Annotated in this window: 26 protein-coding genes; 14 read left to right on the plus strand and 12 right to left on the minus strand. The window is 62.6% G+C overall.

Annotation, left to right across the window (positions count from 1 at the left end):
- Window positions 1-55 precede the first annotated feature (55 nt).
- From NYQ83_RS02955 to NYQ83_RS02965, 3 genes are read right to left on the minus strand one after another with little or no spacing between them, the layout of a single operon-like run.
- Complete coding sequence (locus tag NYQ83_RS02955) at window positions 56-1288, minus strand: CCA tRNA nucleotidyltransferase (RefSeq protein ID WP_261212264.1); 1233 nt, start codon at window positions 1286-1288, stop codon at window positions 56-58.
- Entirely contained in the window at window positions 1285-1923 is a 639-nt protein-coding gene (locus NYQ83_RS02960) for an NUDIX hydrolase (RefSeq protein ID WP_261212265.1), read from the minus strand. The genes NYQ83_RS02955 and NYQ83_RS02960 overlap by 4 nt, the downstream gene beginning before the upstream one ends.
- A gap of 5 nt (window positions 1924-1928) precedes the next feature.
- The gene (locus tag NYQ83_RS02965) at window positions 1929-2516 is read right to left on the minus strand and encodes a DUF1285 domain-containing protein (protein ID WP_409976946.1); all 588 of its coding nucleotides are present in this window, start codon (window positions 2514-2516) and stop codon (window positions 1929-1931) included.
- 127 nt (window positions 2517-2643) lie between these two features.
- Between NYQ83_RS02965 and NYQ83_RS02970 the strand changes: the two genes are divergently transcribed.
- From NYQ83_RS02970 to NYQ83_RS02990, 5 genes are all read left to right on the plus strand, one after another.
- The gene (locus NYQ83_RS02970) at window positions 2644-3648 is read left to right on the plus strand and encodes an AAA family ATPase (RefSeq protein ID WP_128293784.1); all 1005 of its coding nucleotides are present in this window, start codon (window positions 2644-2646) and stop codon (window positions 3646-3648) included.
- A gap of 5 nt (window positions 3649-3653) precedes the next feature.
- Entirely contained in the window at window positions 3654-4553 is a 900-nt protein-coding gene (locus NYQ83_RS02975; protein ID WP_261212267.1) for a DUF58 domain-containing protein, read from the plus strand.
- Window positions 4550-7360 (plus strand): DUF4159 domain-containing protein, encoded by a 2811-nt coding sequence (locus NYQ83_RS02980; protein WP_261212274.1) that lies wholly within the window; start codon window positions 4550-4552, stop codon window positions 7358-7360. The genes NYQ83_RS02975 and NYQ83_RS02980 overlap by 4 nt, the downstream gene beginning before the upstream one ends.
- Entirely contained in the window at window positions 7357-9423 is a 2067-nt protein-coding gene (locus NYQ83_RS02985; RefSeq protein ID WP_261212276.1) for a hypothetical protein, read from the plus strand. Before NYQ83_RS02980 ends, NYQ83_RS02985 begins: the two co-directional genes overlap by 4 nt.
- 128 nt (window positions 9424-9551) lie before the next feature.
- Complete coding sequence (locus NYQ83_RS02990) at window positions 9552-10046, plus strand: bacterioferritin (RefSeq protein WP_092815293.1); 495 nt, start codon at window positions 9552-9554, stop codon at window positions 10044-10046.
- Between the two features lie 87 nt (window positions 10047-10133).
- Here the strand turns inward: NYQ83_RS02990 and NYQ83_RS02995 are convergent, their stop codons facing one another.
- A complete protein-coding gene (locus NYQ83_RS02995) occupies window positions 10134-10628 on the minus strand; it encodes a GNAT family N-acetyltransferase (protein ID WP_261212279.1) in 495 nt (164 codons plus the stop codon).
- 219 nt (window positions 10629-10847) lie between these two features.
- On the minus strand, window positions 10848-13136 hold the full coding sequence (locus NYQ83_RS03000; protein WP_261212281.1) for an FdhF/YdeP family oxidoreductase: 2289 nt from the start codon (window positions 13134-13136) through the stop codon (window positions 10848-10850).
- Window positions 13137-13378: 242 nt separating this feature from the next.
- Between NYQ83_RS03000 and NYQ83_RS03005 the strand changes: the two genes are divergently transcribed.
- Entirely contained in the window at window positions 13379-14374 is a 996-nt protein-coding gene (locus NYQ83_RS03005; protein ID WP_261212284.1) for a glutathione S-transferase family protein, read from the plus strand.
- A 29-nt stretch (window positions 14375-14403) separates the two neighbouring features.
- Here the strand turns inward: NYQ83_RS03005 and NYQ83_RS03010 are convergent, their stop codons facing one another.
- Window positions 14404-14802 carry an NUDIX domain-containing protein gene (locus NYQ83_RS03010; protein WP_261213910.1) on the minus strand — a complete coding sequence of 133 codons (399 nt, stop codon included), beginning with the start codon at window positions 14800-14802 and terminating at the stop codon, window positions 14404-14406.
- A gap of 179 nt (window positions 14803-14981) precedes the next feature.
- On the opposite strand from NYQ83_RS03010, the gene NYQ83_RS03015 reads away from it, so the two are divergent.
- Complete coding sequence (locus NYQ83_RS03015) at window positions 14982-15905, plus strand: metallophosphoesterase family protein (RefSeq protein WP_261212291.1); 924 nt, start codon at window positions 14982-14984, stop codon at window positions 15903-15905.
- Here NYQ83_RS03015 and NYQ83_RS03020 read toward each other — a convergent pair.
- The gene (locus NYQ83_RS03020; RefSeq protein WP_261212292.1) at window positions 15892-16467 is read right to left on the minus strand and encodes a hypothetical protein; all 576 of its coding nucleotides are present in this window, start codon (window positions 16465-16467) and stop codon (window positions 15892-15894) included. The genes NYQ83_RS03015 and NYQ83_RS03020 overlap by 14 nt on opposite strands.
- Before the next feature lie 111 nt (window positions 16468-16578).
- On the opposite strand from NYQ83_RS03020, the gene NYQ83_RS03025 reads away from it, so the two are divergent.
- Both NYQ83_RS03025 and NYQ83_RS03030 read left to right on the plus strand, forming a co-directional pair.
- Complete coding sequence (locus tag NYQ83_RS03025) at window positions 16579-17055, plus strand: YbaK/EbsC family protein (RefSeq protein WP_261212294.1); 477 nt, start codon at window positions 16579-16581, stop codon at window positions 17053-17055.
- Window positions 17056-17245: 190 nt separating this feature from the next.
- On the plus strand, window positions 17246-17458 hold the full coding sequence (locus NYQ83_RS03030) for a hypothetical protein (protein WP_261212296.1): 213 nt from the start codon (window positions 17246-17248) through the stop codon (window positions 17456-17458).
- A gap of 50 nt (window positions 17459-17508) precedes the next feature.
- On the opposite strand, the gene NYQ83_RS03035 is transcribed toward NYQ83_RS03030, so the two are convergent.
- The 3 genes from NYQ83_RS03035 to NYQ83_RS03045 all read right to left on the minus strand — a co-directional run bounded on the left by NYQ83_RS03035 (window position 17509) and on the right by NYQ83_RS03045 (window position 20074).
- Complete coding sequence (locus NYQ83_RS03035; RefSeq protein ID WP_261212298.1) at window positions 17509-18735, minus strand: c-type cytochrome; 1227 nt, start codon at window positions 18733-18735, stop codon at window positions 17509-17511.
- A 128-nt stretch (window positions 18736-18863) separates the two neighbouring features.
- Window positions 18864-19676: an alpha/beta fold hydrolase gene (locus tag NYQ83_RS03040; protein ID WP_261212300.1), complete on the minus strand. Its 813-nt coding sequence runs from the start codon at window positions 19674-19676 to the stop codon at window positions 18864-18866.
- A gap of 44 nt (window positions 19677-19720) precedes the next feature.
- Window positions 19721-20074 (minus strand): L,D-transpeptidase, encoded by a 354-nt coding sequence (locus tag NYQ83_RS03045; protein WP_261212302.1) that lies wholly within the window; start codon window positions 20072-20074, stop codon window positions 19721-19723.
- Window positions 20075-20425: 351 nt separating this feature from the next.
- On the opposite strand from NYQ83_RS03045, the gene NYQ83_RS03050 reads away from it, so the two are divergent.
- From NYQ83_RS03050 to NYQ83_RS03065, 4 genes are read left to right on the plus strand one after another with little or no spacing between them, the layout of a single operon-like run.
- On the plus strand, window positions 20426-21874 hold the full coding sequence (locus NYQ83_RS03050) for a circularly permuted type 2 ATP-grasp protein (RefSeq protein ID WP_409976947.1): 1449 nt from the start codon (window positions 20426-20428) through the stop codon (window positions 21872-21874).
- Between the two features lie 54 nt (window positions 21875-21928).
- Window positions 21929-22882 (plus strand): alpha-E domain-containing protein, encoded by a 954-nt coding sequence (locus NYQ83_RS03055; protein ID WP_261212307.1) that lies wholly within the window; start codon window positions 21929-21931, stop codon window positions 22880-22882.
- A 2-nt stretch (window positions 22883-22884) separates the two neighbouring features.
- Complete coding sequence (locus NYQ83_RS03060) at window positions 22885-23688, plus strand: transglutaminase family protein (protein WP_261212309.1); 804 nt, start codon at window positions 22885-22887, stop codon at window positions 23686-23688.
- Window positions 23689-23718: 30 nt separating this feature from the next.
- Window positions 23719-24519 carry a proteasome-type protease gene (locus NYQ83_RS03065; RefSeq protein ID WP_261212312.1) on the plus strand — a complete coding sequence of 267 codons (801 nt, stop codon included), beginning with the start codon at window positions 23719-23721 and terminating at the stop codon, window positions 24517-24519.
- Here the strand turns inward: NYQ83_RS03065 and NYQ83_RS03070 are convergent.
- Entirely contained in the window at window positions 24516-24992 is a 477-nt protein-coding gene (locus NYQ83_RS03070) for a cupin domain-containing protein (RefSeq protein ID WP_261212314.1), read from the minus strand. The two genes, NYQ83_RS03065 and NYQ83_RS03070, sit on opposite strands and share 4 nt — an antisense overlap.
- 97 nt (window positions 24993-25089) lie before the next feature.
- Between NYQ83_RS03070 and NYQ83_RS03075 the strand changes: the two genes are divergently transcribed.
- A complete protein-coding gene (locus NYQ83_RS03075; RefSeq protein WP_261212316.1) occupies window positions 25090-25716 on the plus strand; it encodes a TetR/AcrR family transcriptional regulator in 627 nt (208 codons plus the stop codon).
- Here the strand turns inward: NYQ83_RS03075 and NYQ83_RS03080 are convergent.
- Complete coding sequence (locus NYQ83_RS03080; RefSeq protein ID WP_261212318.1) at window positions 25671-26264, minus strand: LysR substrate-binding domain-containing protein; 594 nt, start codon at window positions 26262-26264, stop codon at window positions 25671-25673. The two genes, NYQ83_RS03075 and NYQ83_RS03080, sit on opposite strands and share 46 nt — an antisense overlap.
- Window positions 26265-26271 lie beyond the last annotated feature (7 nt).

Consider the following 26271-nt stretch of genomic DNA (forward strand, 5'->3'; position numbering starts at 1 on the left):
CAAAACCTTAGAGAGGCCCGGCACCGCATGGCCGAATGCGGTGCCGCTGTGGGCATTATTGCCGGCGAGCCAGCGCCAAAAGCTCCTCGCGCGTGATCGCGAAATCGACCTCTAGCCAGCGCTCTTCCAACTCGTTGAGAAGTTTGCCGAGCTCCGGGCCCGGTTGATGGCCTGCGGCCAGCAGATCCTTGCCAGTTAGCGGAAATGTCGGCCGCTCATAATCGCGCACGAAGGCGAGCTGGCGCTTGCGCGCGGCGGCTGCCCTCTCGTCCCCCTTCTCCCGGTCACGGGCGAGCGCCAAAAACAGCCGATCTGTGAGCGCGCGGCGGCCCGCAGAATACGCTCGGCGCGCCAGCAGCGCTTCAGAAAGCTCGCTCTCCGGCTCCGGCGTCTCGGCCCAGGAGACCAGGCGCTCCGTTTCCTTTCGCGCCAGACGCAGACGGCTTGCCAGCTGATCAATGCGCGAGCGGTGCGGCGGGATGATCGCCATAAGCCTCAGGAGTGGATCGGGCGGGATCTCCTCGGCCCGTTCGGCGGCGACCACCCGCTCGATCGCATCGATGCCCCAATTTTCCGGAAGCGCCTTGTCGAGCGTTCCGGTGATGCGCATCCAGCGCAGGGCGCGCGAAGGGTCGGGCGCGGCGAGCAGCCTTTTCAGTTCCGACCAGACCCGCTCGGCCGACAGCACGGCAATGCCGGCCTTCAATCTCGAAGAGGCTTTCAGCCCTTCGGCATCCGGCCGCCCGTCGCCATACCAGGCAAAAAAGCGAAAAAACCGCAGGATGCGCAGATAATCCTCGCGGATGCGCTCTTCGGGGTCACCGACGAAGCGGATATTGCGCGCGGCAAGGTCGGGATAGCCGCCGAGCGGGTCGAAGACGTGGCCGCTCGCATCGCAGTAAAGCGCGTTCAGCGTGAAATCGCGTCGACCTGCGTCTTCAGTCCAGTCATCCGTGAAGCGCACGACCGCATGGCGGCCGTCGGTCTCCACATCGGCCCGCAGCGTCGTCACTTCGAAAGGGTGGCCTTCGGCGATTACCGTCACCGTGCCGTGCTCGATGCCGGTCGGCACGCTTTTCAGCCCCGCGTCTTCTGCCGCTGTCACGACGTCTTCGGGCAGCAGAACCGTCGCCATGTCGATGTCGCCGACGGGCTCGCCCAGAAGCGCGTTGCGCACGGCACCCCCGACGATGCGCGTCGCCCCCTCCTCGCTCTTCAAAGCATACATCACCCGCTTCAGCGTCGGCGCGTCGAGAAAGGGATGGCCGGCAAGGCTCGGCAGTTTCAAATCTTCTCTCCATAAAGCTCGTCGGCGAGCATCCTGATGATGCCGGCCGTAACGCCCCAGATGTATCGGTCGTGCCAGGGCATTTCGAAAAAGTAGCGCGCGCGGCCTTGCCAGATGCGGCTCTTCTTACGGTGGTTGCTTGAATCCATCAGAAAGGCGAGCGGCGTCTCGAAGGCCGCCGCCACCTCATGCGGGTTGAGACTGAGCGGCTGGCCGGGTTTCACGACCGCCAAAACCGGAGCAATGCGAAAGCCGGAGGCTGTCAGATAATCCGGCGCGCGCAGGACCACTTCGACGGCCGAAGGCCGCAGGCCGATCTCCTCTTCCGCCTCGCGGAGCGCCGCTTCCTCGGCCGTCTCGCCAGGATCGATCTTGCCGCCGGGAAAGGCGACCTGCCCGGCATGGCTGCTCAAGCGTTCCGTGCGCTGGGTCAGGATCACACGCGCTTCGCCCGGGTAATCGACGACGGGGACGAGGACCGCCGCATCGCGCCGCTTCATCGCTGCGAACATGGCCGCAAGCTCAGGATTGATGCTGTGGTCGCCATATTCGCGCGGGGCATGGGCCTCCGTCGCGAAGGCGTTTTCGGCACGCCGGCGAAATTCGTCCGCCGTATAGGGAATCGTTTCCTTCACAAAAGTCATCCTGCGCCGTCTTCGGGGAGTTCCGGCAGTGAGAAGAACGTCCCGGCGGATATAAGGCCAAGCGCGCCTTCTCGCTCCTGCGCCAGATCGACGAGGTCGTGCGTGAGCGCGCGGGTGAGAAGCGCCTCCAGCCCCGCCCGAACGGTCACATAGGGCTTCACGCCGAGCGTCTGCGGCTCGATGGCGAATCGGATGGGATGCGCGGCATCGGCCGTGACGACATCGTCGACATTGGTTCGGAAGGTGAGCCTTCGCTCATCCGCCTCTCCGTCCACAGCCATTTCGACAGCCAGAAAGGGCGCATCATCGACATGGATGCCGACCTTCTCCACGGGTGTCACGAGCACGTATTCGCCGTCCGGCTCCCGTCTCAGCACCGAGGCGAAAAGACGGACGAGCGCCGGCCGCGTAATGGGTGTGCCCATATAGAACCAGGTTCCATCCGCGGCGATGTGCATGTCGATGACACCGCAATGGGGCGGATCCCACTTTTCCACCGGACGCGCAGCAGCTCCTTCACCAGCGCGGCGCATGAGCTCGGCGAGGCCCGGCGGCAGTTCACCTTTCTTTGTTCCTCTTTCCATCGCCCCGTTCCGGTCCATCTCTTAATCTGTAAAGGCTGAGATCTTTTCGCCCCCGGCATGACACAATCGGCCATGAAAACGAAGGTGTGGGGCAGATGCGGCAACCGGCAACCACGGATCAGGCCTAATGAGTGCAATGACGCAGCCAGAAACCAATCCGGACGAGATCGTCCGCGAGGCGGAAAAGACCGTCGACCTGCTCGGTCAGGTGCGCGAGGCGATCGGCCGGGTGATTTATGGTCAGGACGTCGTGGTCGAGCGGGCCCTCATCACGCTTCTGTCGGGCGGACATGGCGTTCTCGTCGGCGTGCCGGGCCTCGCCAAGACCAAGCTCGTGGAAACGCTCGGCACCGTGCTTGGGCTCCATGCCCGGCGCATTCAGTTCACGCCAGATCTGATGCCCTCCGATATTCTTGGCGCGGAAGTTCTGGAAGAAAGTGGTGACGGACGGCGCGCCTTTCGTTTCATCCGCGGCCCGATCTTCGCTCAGCTCCTCATGGCCGATGAAATCAACCGCGCCAGCCCGCGCACGCAATCGGCGCTTCTGCAGGCCATGCAGGAGCAGCATGTGACGATCGCGGGGCAACGCCACGACCTGCCGCAACCTTTCCATGTGCTCGCGACACAGAACCCGCTGGAGCAGGAAGGCACCTACCCGCTTCCCGAAGCCCAGCTCGACCGTTTTTTGATGCAGATCGACATCCTCTATCCCGATCTTCAGTCGGAAAGGCGGATGCTGCTTGAGACGACCGGCGCCCACAACGCGGTGACGGAGACCGTCCTCGACGCCGAGCAATTGATGGCGATCCAATCGCTGGTGCGGCGCATGCCGGTCGGCGACGGCATCATCGATGCGATCCTGAAACTCGTGCGTTCCGTACGGCCGGACGAAGCCCAGCCCGAAATGGCCGACCGCATCGCCTGGGGGCCGGGCCCGCGCGCCAGTCAGGCGCTGATGGTGACGGTTCGTGCTCGCGCCCTTCTCGACGGTCGCCTTGCCCCCTCGCTCGACGATGTCGAAGCCCTCGCTCTGCCGATCCTGCAGCACCGGATGGCCGTCACCTTCGCCGCACGTGCCGACGGCATGAGCGTCCAGGACATCATTCGTCGGGCCATCGAGCAGGCCCTCTGACGCTGATGGCAGCCGGCGCTCCCCCTCATCACACCGGATCGGTCGCCGACGCGCGAAGCCTTGCCGCACGCCTGCCCGACCTCCTGGTCGCCGCCCATCGCGTGGCCGCCAATGCGATGTTCGGATCGCATGGCAGGCGCAGGCCGGGCACCGGCGAAACCTTCTGGCAATACCGCTCCTATCAGCCCGGTGAACCGGCGAAGCGCATCGATTGGCGACGGTCCGCGCGCGACCATCACCTGTTTGTCCGCGAACGCGAATGGGAGGCAGTGCAGACGGTCTGGCTTTGGCCCGACCTTTCGCCCTCCATGCGCTTTCGCTCGCGGCTTGCGACACAGGAAAAGGCCGAGCGCGCGCTTATACTCATCCTGGCGCTCGCGGAGCTTTTGGGGCGCGGCGGCGAACGCGTCGGCATACCTGGCCTTGTCCCGGCCCGTCCCGGACGCGATCTGCCGGAGCGCTTTGCCGAAGCGCTGCTTCGTGGCGAGCTTGCCGACGACTGGCCGACGACTGCGCCGATCAAACCGCTTTCCGACGTCGTCATCGTCAGCGATTTTCTCACCGATCCTGCGACGATCCACGATCGTTTCCGTCATGCGGCCGAAAAGACAGCCCGTCTGCAGCTTCTGCAAATTCTCGACCCGGCCGAAGAGACCTTTCCTTATGGCGGGCGCCTCGAATTCGAAGATCCGGAGACCGGCGGCACCTGGCTCGCGGAGCGCGCCGACCTTCTCAAGGAGGGCTATCGCGCCCGTCTCCTTGCGCATCGCCATGAGATCGCCCGCCTCGCCCAGCAGGCCGGTTTCTCGTTCAGCGTGCACCATACGGACCGTCCCGCCTCGGAAGGGCTTCTCGTTCTGCAGTCGAGCCTGGCCGGCCCGAGCGAACGACGCTTGAGCGCATGATCGCCAATTTCGCGTTTCTCTCACCCTGGATGCTTGCGGCGTTTGCCGCACTGCCGCTCTTGTGGTTCATCCTGCGCCTCACGCCGCCGCGGCCGACACGGGAGATCTTTCCTCCGACGCGCATTCTCTTCGGCATCCAGGAAGAGCAACGGACACCGCGGCGCACACCGTGGTGGCTGACCGCGCTTCGGCTTTTGCTTGCCGCACTCATCATCCTGGCTCTCGCGCGGCCCGCACTGCAACCCTCCGCCAATCTCGCCGAAACCCGGCAAGGGCCGCTTCTCATCGTCCTCGACAATGGCTGGGACAGCGCTCCGGACTTTGCGACGCGCCGCGACGTCGCCGCCAGGCTGATCGACGAGGCCGGACGTGGCGACCGCCCCGTTGCCATCGCGGCAAGTGCCGGCGAGGCCAACGCCAATCTCGCTCCGACCTCCCCAAGCGAGGCGGCAAGACGACTTGCCGCGATCGAACCCGAGCCCTTCCCCGCCAACCGTCAGGCGCTTGCGGACAGACTCGCCGAGCTCTTCCCGGCCAACTCCGCGGAAGTCGTGTGGATCGGCTCGGTTCTCGACGGCGGCGATGGCGGCAGTTTCGCGGCGGCCCTTAAGGCCATCGATGCAGATCCGCTCCTCATTACGGCGCCCGCCGCACTCTCCGTCCTGCGTCCGCCCCGCAACGCCGCCGACCGCGCCGACGTGCGCGTGAGCCGCATCGGGCCGGCGGCAGGGATCACACTCGCCGGCTTCGACAGCGAGGGGCGCCGTCTCGTCGACACCCAGACGAACCTTGCAGCCAATACCGATACGGACGTGGAAATTCAGCTTCCGACGGAGATGCGCAACGAAATCGCGCGGTTTGAAATCGTCGGCACAGAGAGCGCAGGAGCCGTGCAGCTCCTCGACGGACGCTGGCGCCGCAAATCCGTCGGCTTGATCGCCGGAGAAGCGGGCGATGCGGCGCAACCGCTTCTTGCCCCCCTCACCTATGTGGAGCGGGCTCTGTCGCCTTATACGGACATCAAAGAGCAAAGCGGAGAAACCTCGCCACAGGCGATCGACAAGCTTTTGACCACAGGCGTCTCCGTGCTCGTCCTCACCCAGACGGGCAATCTGCCGCCGGAGACCGTCGACAAGCTGCGCCGGTGGATTGCGGCCGGCGGCACGCTGCTGCGCTTCGCGAGCCCGAATATCGGCGCAAGCGATCCTGAGCTTCTGCCCGTTGACCTTCGCGAAGGCGAGCGCGCGCTCGGCGGTTCGCTGTCCTGGGAAGAACCGCAGGCAATCGGCCGGCTTTCACCGGAGAGCCCCTTTCGTGCCATCGAAATCCCGGCCGATGTGCGCATCCGTCGCCAGATCCTGGCCGAACCGCGCTCGCTGCCGCAGGCAGAGACCTGGGCGGAGCTTTCCGATGGTACACCCCTCATCACGGCCGTCACACGCGGCCAGGGCCGCATCATCCTCTTCCATGTGACCGCAGATCCCCGCTGGTCGAACCTGCCGATCTCCGGCGCCTTCGTGGAGATGCTGCGTGCGATCGTCGATACGGCCGAGCCTGCCGTTCGCCTGCCGCCGGAGAATACGGCCTCCGGCGAGATCGCGCCGACGCCCGCACGCGCGCCTTCGCGCAGTTCGCCCTGGAAGCCCGCCTCCGTCCTGGATGGCTACGGCCGCCTCCGCCCTCCGGGATCAAAAGCCGCTCTCGTCGCGGACATCGACGCGGCAGCGGCCAGCGCCATCACGCCCCCGGGCCTCTACGAGCGCGGCGGCGATATTCGCGCCCTGAATACGGTGACCGACGAAACGGATCTGACCCCGCTCGATCCCAACGCCATCGGCTGGTCAGGGCGTATCGGCTCGCTCACGCCCGAACGGGCGAAGCCCCTGTGGCCGTGGATCCTTGCCATTGCCGCCCTTCTTGCCGCGCTCGACGGCCTCGCGGTCCTGGCGCTGTCCGGTCGCCTCATCCCCCGGCGTGCGGTGACCGCTGGTCTCGCGCTTGCAGCCCTGGTCGCGATCGCTGCACCGAACAAAGTCTCCGCGCAGGAAGTCTCGGCCGAAGATGCACTTGCCGGCACGCTCGAAACCAGGCTCGCCTACGTCATCACCGGCGACACGCTCGTGGACGAAACCAGCCGGGCGGGGCTCAGAGGCCTGACCGAATACCTCGCGGGACGGACCGCGCTTGAACCCGGGCAGCCGGTTGGGCTCGACCTCGCGACCGACGAGCTCTCCTTCTACGCGCTCATCTACTGGCCGATGAGTGCGGGCCAGACACCGCCTTCGGCGGAGGTGATGGCGAAGGTCGACGCCTATATGCAGAACGGCGGCACGGTCCTCTTCGATACGCGAGACGCCGGCAATCCGATGCCAAACTCGGCGCTCAGCGCCACGCCGGAAACGCAGGCCCTGCGGCAGATCCTGTCCGAGATCGACGTGCCGGCCTTGCAGCCGGTGCCGCCCGACCACGTTCTGACCAAGGCTTTTTATCTTCTCAGCACGTTTCCAGGCCGCTGGGACCAGTCGCAGCTCTGGGTGGAGGCGATCGCCGATCAGCCGGACGATACGGGACGGCCGGCCCGCGGCGGCGACGGCGTCTCGCCGATCCTGATCACGGGCAACGACTTTGCCGCAGCCTGGGCGATCTCAGCCGACAACAGTTTTCTCTATCCGACCATTCCCGGCGATCAGCGCCAGCGTGAAATGGCGTTCCGCGCCGGCGTTAACATCGTCATGTACACCCTGACCGGGAATTACAAAGCCGATCAGGTCCACATCCCGGCGCTCTTGGAGCGCCTCGGCCAATGAACAATTTCGTCTTTCACCTCGAGCCCCTTCTGCCCTGGTGGCTCATTGGCGGGCTTGGCGGCCTTCTTCTCGTCGTCGCTCTCTACGTCTTGTTTCGCCGTCTCTCGGGCGCCTTTTTGCGGCTTCTTGCCGGCGCACTTCTCGTCTTCGCTCTCACAAACCCAGTCCTTGAGAGAGAGGAACGCGAGCCCCTGCCGTCTGTCGTGGCCGTCGTGGTCGACGACAGCGGCAGCCAGGGGATCGGCGAGCGGCGTGCGCAGACCGAGCAGGCCGTCGCGCAGCTCAAAGAGCGCATCGGCGCGCTCTCGGGCTTCGAAGTGCGCGAAGTCCACGTCGGCGATGCCTCGGACGACAGCGGCACGGCGCTTTTCGGCGCTCTCTCCAAGGCGGTCGACGACGTGCCGCCCGATCGCCTCGGCGGTGCGATCATGGTGACCGACGGCATCGTCCACGACACCCCCTCGTCTCCCGAAAGCCTCGGCTTCAACGCTCCTGTCCATGCGCTCATCACCGGCGAGGAAGACGAATACGATCGGCGCATCGTGCTTGAACGGGCACCGCGTTTTGCCATCCTGGGCGAAGATCAGACCATCACCTACCGTGTCATCGATCCGCGGCTTTCTCCGGGAAGTCTCGTGCGCGTGACGCTCCGCATCGATGGGCGCGAGGTCGCGACCGACATGGCGGTGGTCGGTGAAGATCAGGTCATCGACCTTCCGATCGAGCATGCGGGACGCACGATCGTGGAACTCGAGGTCGAACCGGCAGAGGGCGAACTCACCACGGACAATAATGTCGCCGTCGCCGATATCGACGTGGTGCGCGAGCATTTGCGCGTGCTTCTTGTCTCCGGTGAGCCCCATGCCGGCGAGCGCACCTGGCGCAACGTCCTGAAATCCGACGCGGCCGTCGACCTCGTCCACTTCACCATCTTACGCCCGCCGGAAAAGCAGGACGGGACGCCCATCCACGAATTGTCGTTGATCGCGTTCCCGACACGTGAGCTCTTTGCGGAAAAGATCGACGAATTCGATCTCATCATCTTCGACCGCTATCAGCGGCGCGGTGTCCTGCCGATCCTCTACTTCGACAACATCGCCCGGTATGTGCGCGATGGTGGGGCGGTGCTGATTGCGGCGGGGCCCGATTACGCCTCGACGGCGAGCCTTTATTCCACGCCCCTCGGCGGCATTTTGCCGGCGGCCCCGACCGGTAACGTGACAGAGGCGCCTTACCGGGCGGAGATCACCGAGCTCGGACGCAAGCATCCGGTGACCCGCGACCTGCCCGGCGGGGATACCTCCCCGCCGAGCTGGAGCCGCTGGTTCCGCCTCATCGATACGGACGTCACGGCCGGCGACGTCGCCCTCAAAGGCCAGGACGGCAAACCGCTTCTGGTTCTTGCGCATGAGAACGAAGGGCGTATCGCCATGCTTCTCTCCGATCAGGCCTGGCTCTGGGCGCGAGGCTTCGAAGGCGGCGGCCCGCACGGCGCGCTCCTCAGACGGATCGTGCACTGGCTGATGGGCGAACCGGAGCTTGAAGAAGAAGCGCTGACAGCGCGCGCGGACGGCAACAGCCTGATCGTGGAGCGACAGACGCTCGGTTCCGAGAAGCCCGAAATCACAGCGACGGGACCGGACGACAAAACCAATCCGGTCCCCATGACCGAGGCGGAACCCGGTCTTTGGCGAGGGCGCGTCGATAACGCTTCTCTTGGCCTCTACAAGGTCAGCGACGGCAAGATGAGTGCGCTTGCCCATATCGGTGTGGCAGACCCCGTGGAATTCCGGGAGGTCGTCAGCACACCGGACAAGCTCGCCCCGATCGCCTTAGCGACGGGCGGGGGTGTCGTCCGTCTCGCCTCCAACAATGGCAACATTCCCCGCATTGCCGCGGTCTCTCGGCGGGTGAGTGCCGCAGGTTCCGGTTGGATCGGCCTCAAGCGCAGTGACGCAACGATCCTGAAGAGCGTCGACCGCCTGCCCCTCTTCGGCGGCTTGATGGGCCTTGCTCTTCTCCTCGGGGTCTTTGCCTCATTGTGGTGGCGCGAGGGGCGCTGAAGACAAAATCTGGCTCAGATCGTCGCGGTCTGCCAGTTCGGCGTTGGCCGATCGGCGAAGCGTCCTAAGTTCGGTCTTGCCTCACCCCCTACGGCCATCCCGAATTTGCACATGAAAGGAATATTGCGATGAAAGGGTCAGACGTTTCCCTCAAGCATCTTCAGCGCGCTCTCACGATGGAGTTGACCACCGTCAACACCTACATCCTGCAGGAGCGCAAGCTGGACGATTGGGGCGTCGATCGCCTTGCAAAGCGTATGCGTGAAGAGATCGACGAAGAGCGCGAGCACGCCAATCTCTTCCTTACCCGCCTCCTCTTCCTAGAGGGCAAGCCGGACGTCCATACGCTCGACAAGATCGATCAGCCGAAGGACATCGCCCATATCTTCAAGACCCAAGCGGCGATGGAGCAAGAGGCGATCGACTATTACAGCAAGGCTGCGCAGGAATGTCAGGAAGCTGGCGATATCGGCAGCTTCAACCTGTTCATGACAATTCTCGGCGACGAAGAGGAGCATGTCGGCTTCGTCGAAGAGCAGCAGGATCTGATGGAGATGCTCGGCACGCAGCTTTACCTCGCGCGTCAGATCTCCTCGGTCGCAGCGGAAGAAGAAGACGACTGATCTCTCTCAGTCATTTTTGAGAGTTTTCAACGATCGCCCGTCCGCAGACTTGCGGGCGGGCTTTTGCTTACTGCCATGTGCGGCACGTCACGGCCGCCCCACCACCATGCCCGATAAAGAGGCTGCGACCCCTTCCTCCAGCTCCGCAACCAAAAGGCGCTTCGGATCGCACGGTCCCGGCATCTTCACCCGCCCCAGAGGCAGCGGCGCAAAACCGAGCGGACCGTAATAGGGCGGATCGCCGACCAGGAGCACATAGCGGATACCGAGAACGCGTGCCTCCGCCAAGGCGTGGCGCACGAGGCCCTTGCCATAACCGCGGCTCTTCAAAGGCGGATCAACCACAAGGGGGCCGAGAAGCCTGCCTTCGCACGAGCCGATGACGATGGGCGTCAACCGGACAGAGGCGGCAAGCTCTCCATCGAGATCGACGACGAATGACAAGGCTGGATCGTGCGGCGCCTGCTCGCGCACGCGAAACGCAGCCCGCGCATAGGCGCCCGGCCCGAACGCGTTTGCAACAAGGGTTGAGATGGCAGGATCGTCGTCCGGCGCTTCGGGCCGGATCAAAATATCGGACATGGGCTCAGCTGGCTTTCGAAGGAAGATGGCCGCGGCTCATCGCGCAGCGTGAAACCGCCGCTCCCTGAGCGGCGGAACGAGCCTCATCGGAGGCGCAGAATCTTCGATGTCCGATACATGGACGGGCCGTCTATCATACGCCCCGCGCTCTTTCAACGAGTTCCGTAAGCCCTCATGGGCCCGAGCCGATGTCGGCCTTCCAAAGAGAAAGAGCTTGTCTTAGGTAGATACCGCTTCCCGCCGCACGCGCACGGGCACCGATTTCGAAGCCGGCACCTTGCTCCCCTCCGCGTAATGCCAAAGAGGCACAAGCACATTGCATTCTGGATAATAGGCCGCGATGCACTTCGTTGGAATATTGTAGGCGACGACCTGCAAGCCTCCGAGTTCCCGCACGACACCATCGTCAGCATCGGTCTCCAGAACGACCGTCTCACCCTCATCGAATTCGCGGGCCTTCATATCCTCGGGATTCATGAAGACGACAGTGCGTCCCTTGTAGACGCCCCGAAAGCGATCATCCTCGTTGTAAATGGTGGTGTTGAACTGGCCGTCTGCGCGCAGCGTCATCAGCTGGAAGATCTCGGGCTCCTCCTCAACGCGGTTCGAAAGACTCTGAGGGACAGTAAAGTTCGCCTTCCCTGGCGGAGTGGTCCATTTCCGCTCACGTGCAGGCAGCGGCCTCGGGAACCCTCCCGGTTCGAACAGACGCTGGTTGAAGTCCCGGAAATACTGCGGGTAGGTCGCCTCAATCTTGTCGCGCACCAGCCCGTAATCCCCGACCCAGCCGTCCCAATCCACCTGCGGATTAGGCGCAAGCGTCGCCTTTGCCATCTCAGCCACGATCTTCGGTTCCGACAGAAGGTTGTCACTGACGGGTGTGCGCTGGCCGCGCGAGCCGTGGATGCAAGCGGTCGAATCCTCCATCGACACGGCCTGCGGTCCCGTCGCCTGCTGATCGATGTCGATGCGGCCGAGGCACGGTAAGAGATAGGTCTTGTCGGCCGGCAGCAGATGCGTGCGATTGAGCTTAGTGGCGATCTGGACCGAAAGGCGCATCTTTTGCCATGCCGGCTCCATCAGCGAGCGCTCCGGCGCTGCCCTCGCAAAATTGCCGCCGAGCGAAACGAAAGCTTTGACGCTCCCCTCGAGAATGCCCTGGCAGGCATCGACGGTGGTTAGGCCGTCTTCCTGTGGCGGCTCAAACCCGTAAAGCTCCTTGAGCTTGTCATTGGGCGCAAGCTTTACCTTCTCCGTTATGCCGACCGTCCGCTGCCCTTGCACGTTGGAATGACCCCGCACCGGCGAGATTCCCGCTCCAGACCGGCCGATATTGCCGCGCAGAAGCAAGAGATTGACGATCATCTTGACGGTTTCGACGCCATGGCGGTGCTGCGTGATCCCCATGCCGTAATTGGCGATCACAGACTTCGCATTCATGTAAACCGTCGCCGCGCTCATGATGGCGTGACGATCAAGTCCCGAGGCGGCCTCCAGATCATCCCAGTTCTGCGCCCGGCACGATTTTGCGAAATCCTCAAAGCCATGCGTGTGTTCGTCGATAAAAGCCGTATCGAGGATCCGTGCCTGACCGGAGGACTTCGCCTCGTCGTCCGCTTCGATGACGGCCTTACAGATGCCGACGATGGCAGCGATGTCACCGCCTGTCTTCACCTGATGATATTGAGTGGAGATGCGGGTCGAACCCGGGGTCAGCATTTCCTTCGGGCTCTGCGGATTGGTGAAGCGTTCCAGGCCGCGTTCGCGTAGCGGATTGAACGTAACGATCGGCACGTCGCGCTTTGCTGCTCTCTGCAGAGGATGCAGCATGCGCGGCGCGTTGGTGGTGGTGTTGTGGCCGAAGAAAAAGATGCAATCCGTCTTGTCGAAATCGTCGAGAAGAACGGTCCCGACCGGCACTCCGATCACCTCGGGCAGCGCAACCGAGGTCGATTCGTGGCACATATTGGAACTGTCGGGAAAATTGTTGCTGCCGTACATGCGGCCGAAGAGCTGATACATATAGCTTGCTTCGAGCGAAGCACGGCCAGACGTGTAGAAGACGACGGACTCTGGGGCGAGCGTCTTAAGCTCTGCCCCGATGTCACGAAACGCTTCGGCCCAGCTTACCGGCACATAGCGGTCGCTTTGCGCGTCGTAGCGCAGCGGGTCGGTCAAGCGCCCATGTTCTTCGAGAGCATGGTCGGACCAGCTGCGCAGTTCCGCGACCGTATGCTCGGCAAAAAACTCGGGCGTCGTTGTCTTGCTCGTCACCTCCCAGGCGGTCGCCTTGGCGCCATTCTCACAAAACTCGAAGGTATGCGGATCGGCGGGTTTCGCCCATGAGCAGCTCACGCACATGAAGCCGTTTGGGCGATTCTGCTTCATCAGGATCTCGCTCCCAAGAACCGTCACCTCCTCCTCGCGAAGGATATTTTCGACCGCCTTGACGGAGCCCCACCCTCCTGCAGGTCCGCTATAGCCCTCGATGTCTGGCTTATCTGTCATGGCGCGACCTCGGTCCTCTCTCATTGATGAAGCGGGCCGCTCCCTGCATAAATCATCAATGGATCACCCGCTTTTCCTGCCGAACAACTGACAGGAGGAGCAGTTCCGAAGGGGCGTCGCCCTTTCTCTTACTCGTTCCCGACCACATGTGTGGGCGGGGCGGCGGCCAAACACGTCTGGTCGATCCGGCTGAGCTTCTTTAAGACGCAGAGATGCCCCATAGCGGGGAACGGGAGAAATTCATGGGTTTGTTGGTCGACGGCGTCTGGCAGGACCAGTGGTACGACACCGAGAAGACCGGCGGAAAGTTCGAGCGTGAAGCTTCGATCTTCCGCAATTGGGTGACACCCGATGGCGAAGCCGGTCCCTCAGGCAAAGGCGGCTTCAAGGCCGAACCCGGCCGCTATCATCTCTATGTGTCGCTCGCCTGTCCGTGGGCGCACCGCACGCTGATTTTCCGCCGCCTCAAGGGGCTGACGGACGTGATCGGCGTGTCGATCGTCAGTCCGCTCATGCTCTCCGAAGGCTGGATCTTCGACGACGAGCATCCTGATCACCTCTATGACCTCAGGCGGCTCTATGAGGTCTATCTGAAGGCGAAATCGGATTACAGCGGTCGCGTCACCGTTCCGGTCCTGTGGGACAAGGAACAGGAGACGATCGTCTCCAACGAATCCGCGGAGATCATCCGCATGTTCAATTCCGCCTTCGACGGTGTCGGGGCCCGCGCCGAGCTCGATTTTTATCCGAAAAACGAGCGGGCGGCGATCGACGAGATCAATGCTCAGGTCTACGAGACCGTCAACAACGGCGTCTACAAAGCGGGCTTTGCGACCAAACAGGCGGTTTACGAAGAGAACTACAAAGCCCTCTTCAACACGCTCGACGAGATCGACCAGCGCCTTGACGACCAGCGCTTCCTCGTGGGCGATCGCCTGACGGAAGCCGACTGGCGTCTCTTCACGACGCTGGTGCGCTTCGACGCCGTCTATTATGGCCACTTCAAGTGCAACAAGCGCCGCATTTCCGACTATTCAAATCTGTCGGGATATCTGCGGGATCTCTATCAGATCCACGGCGTGAAAGAGACGGTCAACTTCACGCATATCAAGCGGCACTATTATTACAGCCACGCCAACATCAATCCGACGCGCATCGTGCCGCTCGGACCGCTTCTGGTGCTCGATTCTCCGCATAATCGGGACCGGTTTCCCGGCGAAGGAATCCCGAAAGACTGACGCATTTCCCAAAGACTGACGTTATAGGCTCACCAATCCTGCGCAGGCGCTACGGCGCCTGCCATTTCGGCAATGCGTGCACGGGTGGCTGGCGTCGTGTTGTCCGGCAGATTGTCCAATGGAAACGTGCCGATGTCTGCGATCTCAGCACCCCTTGGATCGACACCGAGATCTTTCCAGCTGCGGCAGACGTAAAGCGCCACATGATCGTTCGGGTGCGCTCGAGCATTGCGGTACATCCCGAAAAGCTCCGCGGGCCCGTCGAGCTCCGCTCCCGCCTCCTCGCGCACTTCCCTGGTCAAGGCCTGAAGGAGCGTTTCACCCGATTCGACGCCGCCGCCCGGCAGATACCAGCCCGGCATGTAGGTGTGCCGGACGAGAAAGATATGTCCATCGGCAATCATAGCGGCACGCACGCCGAGAGTCATACCGCGCGACACGCGCCCATATGTGAGCAACACTTTTTGGGCCAGCTGCTGGATTACGTTGAGCTGTGGGAGGCGTCGCTTCGTCATCGTCAGCTCCTCTCAGGACTGTCGTACCCGCTTCCGGCGGCGGCAAAGTTCCAGGCCATTGCACAGACACTCATAGCGCGATAGGCGAAATCATGTTCCGCCTCGCGCACATCTCCGACGTGCATCTGCCGGCCCTGCCGCAGCCTCGTCTTCGCGAACTCGCCTCCAAGCGCATCATCGGCTACGTCAACTGGCGGCAGAACCGCAAGCAAGCGATGACGGAAGGCAGTCTCGAACTTCTCACGACCGACATCGTCGATGCCGATCCCGACCACATCGTGGTCACGGGCGATCTCACCAACCTCGCGCTCCGCCAGGAATTCGAGAACGCGCGGCTATGGCTGCAGGCACTTGGGCCACCAGCGAAGGTGACGGCCATTCCGGGCAATCATGACGCCTATGTGCCGCGCGCGCATCATCGCTACCGCGCGCTGTGGGCGCCGTGGATGCGTGGCGACATCGACGAAACGGAGGACGCAGAACATATCGACCGGGCGATCTTCCCGTTCATGCGGCGCAAGGGCAATGTCGCCATCATCGGCCTGTCCTCGGCGGTCGCCTCGGCGCCTTTCATGGCAACCGGACGCCTTGGTCGCAGACAGACAGCACGCCTGGAAACCTTGCTGCAGGAGGCCCGGGACGAAAGACTTTTCCGCGTCGTCCTGGTGCACCATCCGCCCAAGCTGATCGATCCAGGCCGGGCACTTCGGCGCCTGACGGATGGATACAGGTTGCGCCGCGCAGTCGAGCGCTTCGGTGCCGAACTCGTCCTCCACGGGCATGATCATATCCGCGCTGTGACCGCCATTCGCGGACCGCATGGCACGGTTCCCGTCATCGGCGTGCCGGCCGGCAGCAGCGGCCCCTCCGACGGACCGAAATCGGGCGGCTACGCCTTACACGAAGTCGAGGAGAGCCCAGATTGCTGGCACCTCACGGTCATTCACCGCTGTCTCGATGAAAGCGACGGCGTGAAGGAGGCCATGCGGGTTCAGTTCGACATCAAGCGACCGTAACCCAGGCATATACGAGAAGCGCTGACGCGCCGAAAATGATGCCGATGATGAAGGCGAGAAAAACCCAAAATCCAGACAGACGGGAGCTCGCGTGATTCTGGATCTGCCGCGCATCCGCAAGCTTGCGATGACGCGCCATCTCCACATCATCGGCTGCAAGCGCGCGTTCGCGCTCGACGATGCGCTCCGCCAGATGCGTGGTGACACGGTCCGCCATCTTTCCCGCATCATTCGCCTCGGCGAGAACAATGCGCCCGTTCAGCGTGTCTTGGAGAAAACGAAAGGTGCGCTTGTCGCGCCCCATCATCACGAAGCTCGTCGCGTCGACCCAGTAGCGCGGCGGATCACCGGGCAGAATCGAGAGCAAGAAGCGATCGCGGTCGCGCTCGGGGAGTTCCTCGGCGACACCCGCCATTTCTTCCGCGAGAAGCTCCAGGCGGGCGCGTTCCGTCTCTCTCAGATCGACGATCCCGTCCATCCGGTCCGATTCGCGAATCCGCGCCTCACGAATGCGTTCCTGCAGCTTCCGAACGGTCGCCCCGGTCGCTGGCACCGTGTTCATCCTCGTTTCCCTTTCGCGGACTGTGAGCGGAGGCTACCAGAAAGCCTCCCTGGCGGGAGGCGCCGACACGCAGTCTCCACTGCTATCTATGGTTAAAGAAAGGCAAATGGAATGGCGTCAGCAACGAGAAGCAGTGATCGTGTCGAAGCGGCAGCACGCACGGCCGGGATCGATATCTCCATCCAGCGGATGCCGGACACGACGCGCACCGCCGAAGACGCCGCAAAAGCTTGCGGCACGAGCGTTGCGCAGATCGTGAAATCCTTGATCTTCAAGAAAGTCGAAAGCGGCGAGCCGGTGCTTCTCCTCGTCTCCGGCGAGAATCGCGTCAATGAGAAGATGATGGCGGAACGGCTCGGGGAAGCGCTCGAGCGCGTCGATGCGCGCGCCGTGCGCGAGCTGACGGGTTTTGCGATCGGAGGCGTGGCGCCGCTCGGCTCGATTTCTCCGCTCGCCACCTATATCGATGAGGATCTTCTAGCCTTCGAGTCCGTCTGGGCAGCAGCGGGCGCGCCGAACGCCGTCTTCGAAGTCGCGCCGCACAAGCTCAAAGAGGCGACGGGCGCCGAGCCCGTGCGCGTCGACTGAACTCCTGAAGAACCAAACTTACCGGGAGCCAAGAGCAGGCTAATTAAACTCGCCCATCCAGGCCGGAACGATAGATCAAACCTCTCATTATCTGTAATTCGATCGTCCGCAGAGCCGACGAAAGAAATCAGAAAGGTAGAGCATCAGGTCGTATTCTACGAAGTTGATGCGCATGCAGAGGATTCACCGAATGCCGGAATCGCAAATCATCTTTCCACTGGCACTGACAACCCTGCTGGCGGTCCTCATATTTGCTATTTTCCAAAGCTGGCGAAGCAAAAAAGCAAGTCGGCACCAGGACAGTTCTGTTATCGGCGCCGATCACAAAAACGACATTTCAAACAAAAGACGAAGCAAAGGCTTCGATACGCCTGAGAACGTCGAAAAGGCGCGCTCCCGCTAATAAAAAGTGAGCCGTGTTCGCGGCTCACTCCTGGGCACCCGTCGTACCCCTTATCGCGCCGTCTCTTGGACCAATTCGCCCGGCTCTACCGACTGAAAATAAGCCGATACAGCTTTCATCTCCTCATCCGTCAAGGCATGGGAGAGTTCGTCCATCGGATTGTAATCCCCGACATTGCCGCGATCGTTCTTCGCGAAGAGCTTCAATTGGTTCTCCGTATAGGTCGCATATTGGCCGCTCAGATTGGGGAAGACGCGAGACGTGAACGTCGTCTGCTCATGGCAGGAGAGGCAAGCGGCAACCTTCCGGGATGGTACGCCGTCATGGGCGATCTCGCGGCCCTTTTCGACGAGCGCCGGATCGAGCTTGTCCGCCCCGGGCGCGCCGACATCAGGCTGCGAGGCGTAGTACTTTGCGAGAGCCTCGATCTGCGGCTGCGACAATTGCGTGGCGACCGGACGCATGAAGCCGCTGTGGCGCTCCCCGCTGGCATAGGCTTCGAGGGACTTCTTCAGATATTGTTCGTTCTGCATGGCGAGGTTCGGAAATGCGCCGAGGCCGCGCCCGGTCCCATCCTCGCCATGACAGCGACCGCACATCGGAAGCAGGGTGTCCTGCATGGCGAATTCCAGAAAGCCACTGGCAGGCGTGCTGGAGCGATACTCTGACCGCTTCGCGGCATCCGATCGCGTATCCGGGAAATGATCGCCGAACTCGACGTCCAGATTTTTGGTGATCGACCGTCCCTGCCCGTAAGCGAGATCGCGGTAGGTGGCGTAATCCATGTTGGGCAGCTTGCGCAGAAAGGCCGCCATCGACCAGGCTTCATCCTCGCGATCGGCATCTGTCCAGGCGGGCATCGCCGTGTACTTGACCCCGTGCAGAACGATCCAGGCGAGCTCCTTGTTGCTCAGTTGATCTACAGCCTCGACCAGGTATTGCGGACGAGGCCGCATCTCCAAAACGACGGCATTCTGACCGAGTTCGGGAGCGCCGTGGCACGACACGCAAACATGTCCGTAATGTGCGGCACCCTGCGCCACTCGCCAGTCGGCATCAAAATCGTCGGGCTGCTTCAGATCTCCGGCATGAAAGGCGACCGCCCGCTTCATGCCGTAATGAAGGATATTCGCCCACCCCTCGGGATGAGGGATCGATGCGGCAAGATTGATGATGCCCGAGACGAGCACGACGACGGCAACAAGAGCGACCGCGACTGCGGTCGTGCCGAGCGGACCAATCCATAGGGACAGTCGGTCAGGGAAGAACTTTTTCATGGTGGGAAGTCAACACCGGAAGTTGATTGATGTCGTTTAAGCTAGGGCTCAAACGCGCACCGTCCTGCCCCGTTCCGGGATTTTGGCCGCTCTTCGACCGTTAAGGGGCGTCATTATGGCGACGCGGCTCACTCCGGAAAGCCGTAACCGCTTCGCCAACTAAAAGCCTCGCCGGCCCGGCAATAGCGGCTGTTCTCTGAGATAAGTCTCGCCACCGCTGACGGAATCTCCCACGGCAGCATGTGGCCGGCATCCGCGAATACGTGCACGCCAATCATCCCCGGCAGCCCGCGCGCCTGTGCCGCAGGCAGGATGCGATCTTGTTCTCCCCACAAGAGCTTCAGAGGGCAAGGGAGAGCCGCGATCGCCTCAAGCGGCAGCATCTTCTGGGCTCCACCGCTGTGCAACGTCTCGGAAATCGCCACAAGCGCCTCGCCCGCGCCCGGAGCCTCACGCTCGGCGGCAAGCCGGAGGATCAGATCTTCAGACAGCTCGGCACGAAAGCCGACAAATTCCTCGAGCACCCGGCGCATCTCCTCAGAGCCGCGGGCCGCCGCGTAATGTGTCAAAGCGCGGTGGTTCACCGCCGGACCAAATCCACCCGGGGCGAGAAGCGTTAAGGAACGTGCCTTCTCCGGCTCCTTCAGCGCGATGAGCGCAGCCGCCGCGCCCCCCATCGAATGGCCGACGAGATGGAAGCCGTCGGGCGCGCGTTCGGCCAGGTCCGCCCGCACGGCGCGGGCTGCAGTCACGGCATGACCGGGCTCAGGATAGGCGAGCGATGCCGCATGGCCGGGAAGATCATAAAGAAGGATCGATCTCTCACGCCCCAACTCCACGCAGACATCATCCCACGTCCGGTGCGAGCCCCCAAAACCATGCAAGAGAACGACGGGGATTCCCGCATTCTTTCCCACCCGTCGCACGAACAAGGACGACATCTCTCCTGCCCCTCCCCTTTTTCTTGCAAACGGCTTACCGCTTTTCAGCAAAGCCCGGTAGGCGCGTTGCGAGGAAGAGCCTCACCAATGATGATGCGGGTGTTCTTTGCGCCGCTGTGCTTGACGAGATTGTAGAGCTTGCGGGCATTCGCCGGATGCAGGCGCACACAGCCATTCGAGGCGGGGCGCCCGAGGCTGCGCACGGAATTGGTGCCGTGGATCGCGTACCCGCCGCGAAAGAAGATCGAATACGGCATCGGCGACATATCGTATTTGCGCGAGTACCACATCCTGTGCATCCGCTGCGGCCGGTATGTCCCCGTAGGCGTGCGATAGCCCTTGCGTGCGGTCGAGACGGCCCAGGTATAGGCGAGCCGGCCGTTGCTATAGACGCGCATCTTTTGTGCAGAGAGATCGATGCGGCGGTCACGCCCGCGCCCGCGCCCGCTGCCCCCGCCGTAACGGGAAGGGCCAGAAGACACACGATCATCAGAGCGGCAAAGCGCATCACGCCTCCAGACGGCGGCCACACCACAACTTTGCCGCACTTTGCCTCAGTCTATACACAATTTCTAATGCCTAGAAAGTGCTGAACGCAGCCAATTTCTGCTACCGTTAAGCGAGCGCAAAGAAGGCCAGGCAGGGCCAGAGCGTGACACGCTGAGGTCGCACAGCTCACTTTTCGGCAAAGTGTGCGCGCTTTTTATGCGTGACGGCTCGCGACGCATTGGCTAGCCTCATTGCACAGCATGGAACAGACAGTCGGCCAGCGCGGCTTAGCGCGTGAGATCATCTTCAACGAAATGATCGGGCCCGAAGGGGCGCCGCGGAGCCATTACGTGACTCTCTCCGAATGGCTTGAACAACAGCCATCTCGCGAATTGAGGCGCAAGCGGACCGAGGCGGAATCGATCTTCCGACGTCTCGGCATCACCTTCGCGGTCTATGGTTCCACCGACACGCTGGAACGCCTGATCCCGTTCGACCTCATCCCCCGCATCATATCGGCCGCCGAATGGCGCCTTCTCGAACGCGGCATCGAGCAACGGGTGCGAGCGCTCAACGCCTTCCTCCTCGACATCTACAACCGTCAGGAGATTATCCGCGCCGGTCGCATTCCGGCCGATATCATTCTTCGCAACGACGCGTTTCTGCCGGAAATGATCGGGCATCGGCCGCCGCTCGGCGTCTTCAGCCACATCGTCGGCACCGATATCGTCCGCACGGGGCCGCAGGATTTCTTCGTTTTGGAAGACAATCTGCGCACACCTTCCGGCGTCTCCTACATGTTGGAGAACCGGGAGGCGATGCTGCACCTCTTCCCGGAGCTTTTTGCCCGCCATTGCGTCGCGCCCGTGCAGCATTATCCGGAGCTTCTGCGCCAGACGCTCGAAGCCGTGTCGCCGGTCGCGCCCGAAGAGACGACGATCGTGGTGCTGACGCCCGGCATTCACAACTCGGCCTATTTCGAGCATTCCTTCCTCGCCGACCAGATGGGCGTCGAACTCGTCGAGGGACAGGATCTCTTCGTCTCCGGCGGGGCGCTTTACATGCGCACGACGCGAGGGCCGATGCAGGTGCATGTCGTCTACCGGCGCATCGACGACGAATTCCTCGATCCCCTGACCTTCCGGCCGGATTCCATTCTGGGCGTGCCGGGGCTCATGGATCTCTACCGGGCCGGCGCCGTCACCATCGTCAATGCGCCAGGCACCGGCATCGCCGACGACAAGGCAATCTATTCCTGGGTGCCGGAGATCGTCGAGTTCTATACCGGCCAGAAGCCCATTCTGCAGAACGTCCCGACCTGGCGCTGCGCCGAGCCGGAGGCCCTGTCCTACGTCCTCGACCATCTCCCGGAACTCGTCGTGAAAGAGGTTCATGGGTCTGGCGGCTACGGCATGCTCGTAGGACCGACGTCTTCGAAGAAGCAGATCGAGAAATTCCGCCGGATTCTGAAGGCACGCCCATCGAACTACATCGCCCAGCCGACGCTCGCTCTGTCCGCCTGCCCGGCCTTCACGAAATCAGGCGTCGCGCCCCGCCACGTCGACCTGAGGCCTTTCAGTCTCGTCAGCGACCGTGTGCGCATCGTCGCGGGGGGGCTTACGCGCGTGGCGCTCAAGAAGGGTTCGCTCGTCGTCAATTCCTCCCAGGGCGGCGGCACCAAGGACACTTGGGTGCTGACCGATGAATGAGAGGACCCCTCGCCTGCATGGCACCGGATGCCAGCGCCACAGGAATCTGTCGTCATGCTGAGCCGCGTCGCTTCGAGCCTCTTCTGGATGTCTCGCTATATCGAGCGGGCTGAGAATATCTCGCGCCTCTGCGAGGCAGGGTTTCGCATCTCTCTCACGCCAAAAGTCGGCGGCGGTCACAAGGAAGAATGGCTCTCGACGCTGAAAAGCGCGGGCGTTCTCGAAAGCTATCTCTCCATTCACGACGAAATCACAGGCGAGACCGCGATCAACTTCCTGCTGTTCGACGAACGCAACGCGTCTTCGGTCAAATCGTGCCTCACCTCCGCGCGCAACAACGCCCGCATCGTGCGCACCAAGCTCACCCGCGACATGTGGGAATCGTTGAACGACACCTGGATCGCCCTGCAGGCGGTGTCTCCCCAATCCATGACCAATGCCCGGCTGCCGGATTTTCTGGATTGGGTGCGCCACCGCACGGCGCAGTTCCGCGGCGCTCTCCTCGGCACGGTCCTGCGCGACGAGGGCTACTATTTCAGCCAGCTCGGCGCCTTCACGGAGCGAGCCGACAACACGGCGCGGATCGTCGACGTGAAATACTACCTCCTACTGCCGGATCACCAGGCCGTTGGCGGGGCGATCGACACCTATCAATGGGAAACGATCCTCAGAGCCGTTTCCGCGCAGCGCTCCTACCGGCACATCTTTCACGAAGATTACCGCCCCTGGCGGGTCGCAGAGTTTCTGATCCTGCGGCCGGAAATGCCGCGCTCCCTGCGTTTCTGCTACGACTGGCTCAACGTCACGATCGACGGACTGATTGAACGCCGACACCCAGAACTCAGTGCCGCGGCGCTCATTCGCAGCACCCATCAGCTTCTGAAAAGCAGCCAGATGGACGATATTTTTCAGGCGGGCCTCCACGAATTTCTCACCGACTTCATCGACCGCAACAACCGCGTCACCGGGAACCTTGCGGTCGATTACTGCTTCGCGCAGGCGGCCTGATCATGCGGCTCAAGATCCGGCACGTCACCAACTACCAGTATGCAGCCGCCGGTCGCTACGCCATCCAACGGCTGCGCCTCACGGCCCGCGCGAATGCATCGCAGACGGTCGAAGAATGGCGCATCGAGGCTCCCGGCATCGAAGAAGCGGCCAGCTATACGGACGGCTTCGGCAACGTCACGCATCTCGTCACCCAGGACCAACCGCTTGAAACATTGTCCATCATTGCCGAAGGCGTGGTGGTCACGAAGGACACCGGCGGGGTGACGGGGCGACCGCCCGAAGCCGCCAACCCAGCGTCCTTCCTGCGCAGCACAGCCAGTACGGAAACCTCCTCAGGCATCCGCAAGATCGCGCGCAATGCGAGAGGAGAGGACCGACTCTCCCTGTTGCACAGTCTGATGTCGGTTATCGGCGATCATATGAGTTTCGATACCGATGCGAGCCATTCGGGGACCAGCGCAGCGGATGCTTTCGCGGCCGGCTTCGGCGTCTGCCAGGATTATACCCACATCTTCTGCGCTGCCGCGCGCTCTCTGGAGGTGCCGGCCCGCTATGTGACCGGCTATCTCAGGCTCGACGACGAGGCTCCCGCGGTCGCACACCATGCCTGGGCGGAGGCTTTCATGCCGGAACTCGGCTGGGTCGGCTTCGACGTTGCCAACGGCATCTGCCCAACGGAAAATTATGTTCGTCTCGCCTGCGGCCTCGACGCGCGTGCCGCCGCGCCTATAGTCGGCTTACATCGACAGGCGGGCGAAGAAATTCTGTCCGTAGACGTCGTCGTCGAACAGCAGCAGCAATAGCGAGCGCGGGCTGCCCCGGAGAAGCGGAAAATGACGTATTGCGTGGGCCTGCGCCTCGACCGAGGGATCGTCTTCGCCTCCGACACGCGCACCAATGCGGGCGTCGACAACGTTTCCATCTTCAAGAAGATGCATATCTGGGAGCGGAAAGGCGAGCGGCTGCTCGTGCTTTTGTCCGCCGGCAATCTCTCGGTCACGCAATCCGTCGTCTCGCTCCTCAATGAAAGACTGCATCTCGCTGCCGATGTCAGCGAGCCCTCGCTCATGACGGTGGAGACGATGTTTCAGGCGGCGCGCCTCGTGGGGCAGACGGTGCGCGAGGCTCTGGCCGACCAGGACGAAGCCGCCAAGGAGAATCCGGGCCTCTTCTCGGCGTCCTTCATCTTCGGGGGCCAGATCGAGGGAGACATTCACCGCCTCTTTCTGATCTACCAGGAAGGCAACTTCATCGAGGCAACCAAGGACACGCCGTACTTCCAAATCGGCGAGCACAAATATGGCAAGCCGATCCTCGATCGCGTCACGGTGGCACCGATGCGCATGGGCGAAGCGGCGAAGCTCGTGCTCATCTCCTTCGATTCCACCTTGCGCTCGAACCTGTCCGTCGGGCTGCCGATCGACCTCCTCATCTACCGCAAGGACACGCTGACGATCGGCGAGCAGCGGCGCATCGAGGCGGAAGATCCGTATTTCCGCAAACTCTCGCATGCCTGGTCTGAGGCGCTGCGCGATGCTTTTGCCCGCATCGACGAGTACGAGGCCCTTGATGCCGGCGGCCCGCCCCCGATCAGCCTCGTGCCATCGAAGCCGTCCGCCAAGGAAGAAGCTTAGGCGGCCTCGCCTTGCGGGCCGTCGGGCAGGAGAATCTCCATCCCGTTGCGCTCGGCAATGGCCTTGAGAGCCGTAATATCGGGCGCCTGAAGGGGCGGAAACTCGCGCGTCCGTGACGGCACGGCGTCACCCGCTTGAGTGTAGAATCCCTCATGAACGAGGCCCGGTGTGTTGATCACCAGAAGGCGGGCCGGCTCCTTTCCGACATTCTTGAAAGCGTGGGCCGCCCCTGTCGGGACCTTTACGAAATCGCCGGGGCCGGCTGTGAAGGTCTTGCCGTCCAGCATGAACTCGAACGTTCCCTCGACCACATAAAAGGCTTCGTCGTCGCCGGGATGACGGTTGGGAGGAGCTCCGGCACCAGGTGCGCTCAAAGTCTCCACCAGACAATAGGCGCCGCCCGTCTCAGGGCTTCGCGCCAGGAAACGTACGAGGTTGCCGAAGAGGTGATACGTATCCGTCGCTGTCGACATAGCATGTCCTTTCCGCGGCTTGTCGCCACCTGCCCTTGCTCCACAAATGAGATACCATTATCTTAATGAGACAACAATCTCAAGAAATTTAGGTGTCATGCAGATTGAAGGTGGAAGGCTGAAGCAAAAGGCGCGCACACGGCGCGATTTGTTGGAAGCGGCGCGCCGGCTGGTGGATCGCGGAGAGACGGTGACGGTCCCCACGGCCGCGGACGAAGCCGGGATCTCGCGCGCCACCGCCTATCGGTACTTTTCAAGCGCCGACATCCTCACGCTCGAAAGCGTTCTCGATCTTCAGGTGCTTCCCGCTGAAGAGGTCATAGCGGGCGCGTCGACAGTGAGAGAAAGGGTCATGCGCGTACACCGACATCTCATCGATCTGACCCGGACGGCCGAGCCGCAATTCCGGCTTTTTCTCGCGCGGACTCTCGATGCTTCGGTCAACGAAGGCGCGGCCAAGGCGAGAGCTCTCCGCGGCGGCCGCCGCGTCGCGATGTTGGAGGTCGCCCTGGAACCGGCGCGCACGAGACTTGGTAAGGCGAGCTTCAGAACGCTCGTCAACGCCCTTTCGGCCGTGTCGGGGATCGAGGCCAGCGTTGCCCTCAAAGACGCCTGCGCGCTCAACAACGAAGACGCCGACCGCGCCACCACCGCGATCGTCGAGGCGCTGCTCGCACGCTACGGCCTCGATGCAGAAACCGACGACACATCATCTGGCGCCTGACGCTGGACGCGTCGGGCCGTGTCGATGAAAGCTCGCAGCTTGGGTGAAAGCGAAGCGCGTTTCGGAAAATAGAGAAAAAGACCGGGCTCCTCGATCGCGGATTGCGAGAGGAGCTGCACGAGCCGCCCTTCCGCAATGTCGACGCGCACGAGCGGCTCAAAGAGGTAGGCGATGCCAAGCCCCTCCCCTGCCAGATCGAGCGCGCTCATCGCATCGCTCACGACGAGCGGGCCGCGTGTCGCCACTGCGACATCCTTGCCGTTCTCCGAAAGCTCCGAGCGATAGAGAGCCCGCGAGCGGCTTCCGCGAAATCCGATGCAGTGATGCGCGGCGAGATCGGCAATCATCTCCGGCTGACCGCGGCTTGGGAGATAATGCGGCGAGGCCGCGAGGATCACCTTGAAGGCCGGGGTGAGACGGACGGCCACCATATCGCGCGCGATCATCTCGCCGAGACGAACGCCCGCATCGAAACCCTCGCCGACGATATCGGCAAGCCCCTCATCGACGGTGATGTCGACCGTCACATCCGGGTGCCGGTCGACCATCTCCTAC

The sequence above is a fragment of the Afifella sp. JA880 genome (assembly GCF_025379905.1).
In the GTDB taxonomy this organism is placed as follows: Bacteria; Pseudomonadota; Alphaproteobacteria; order Rhizobiales; family Afifellaceae; genus Afifella; species Afifella aestuarii.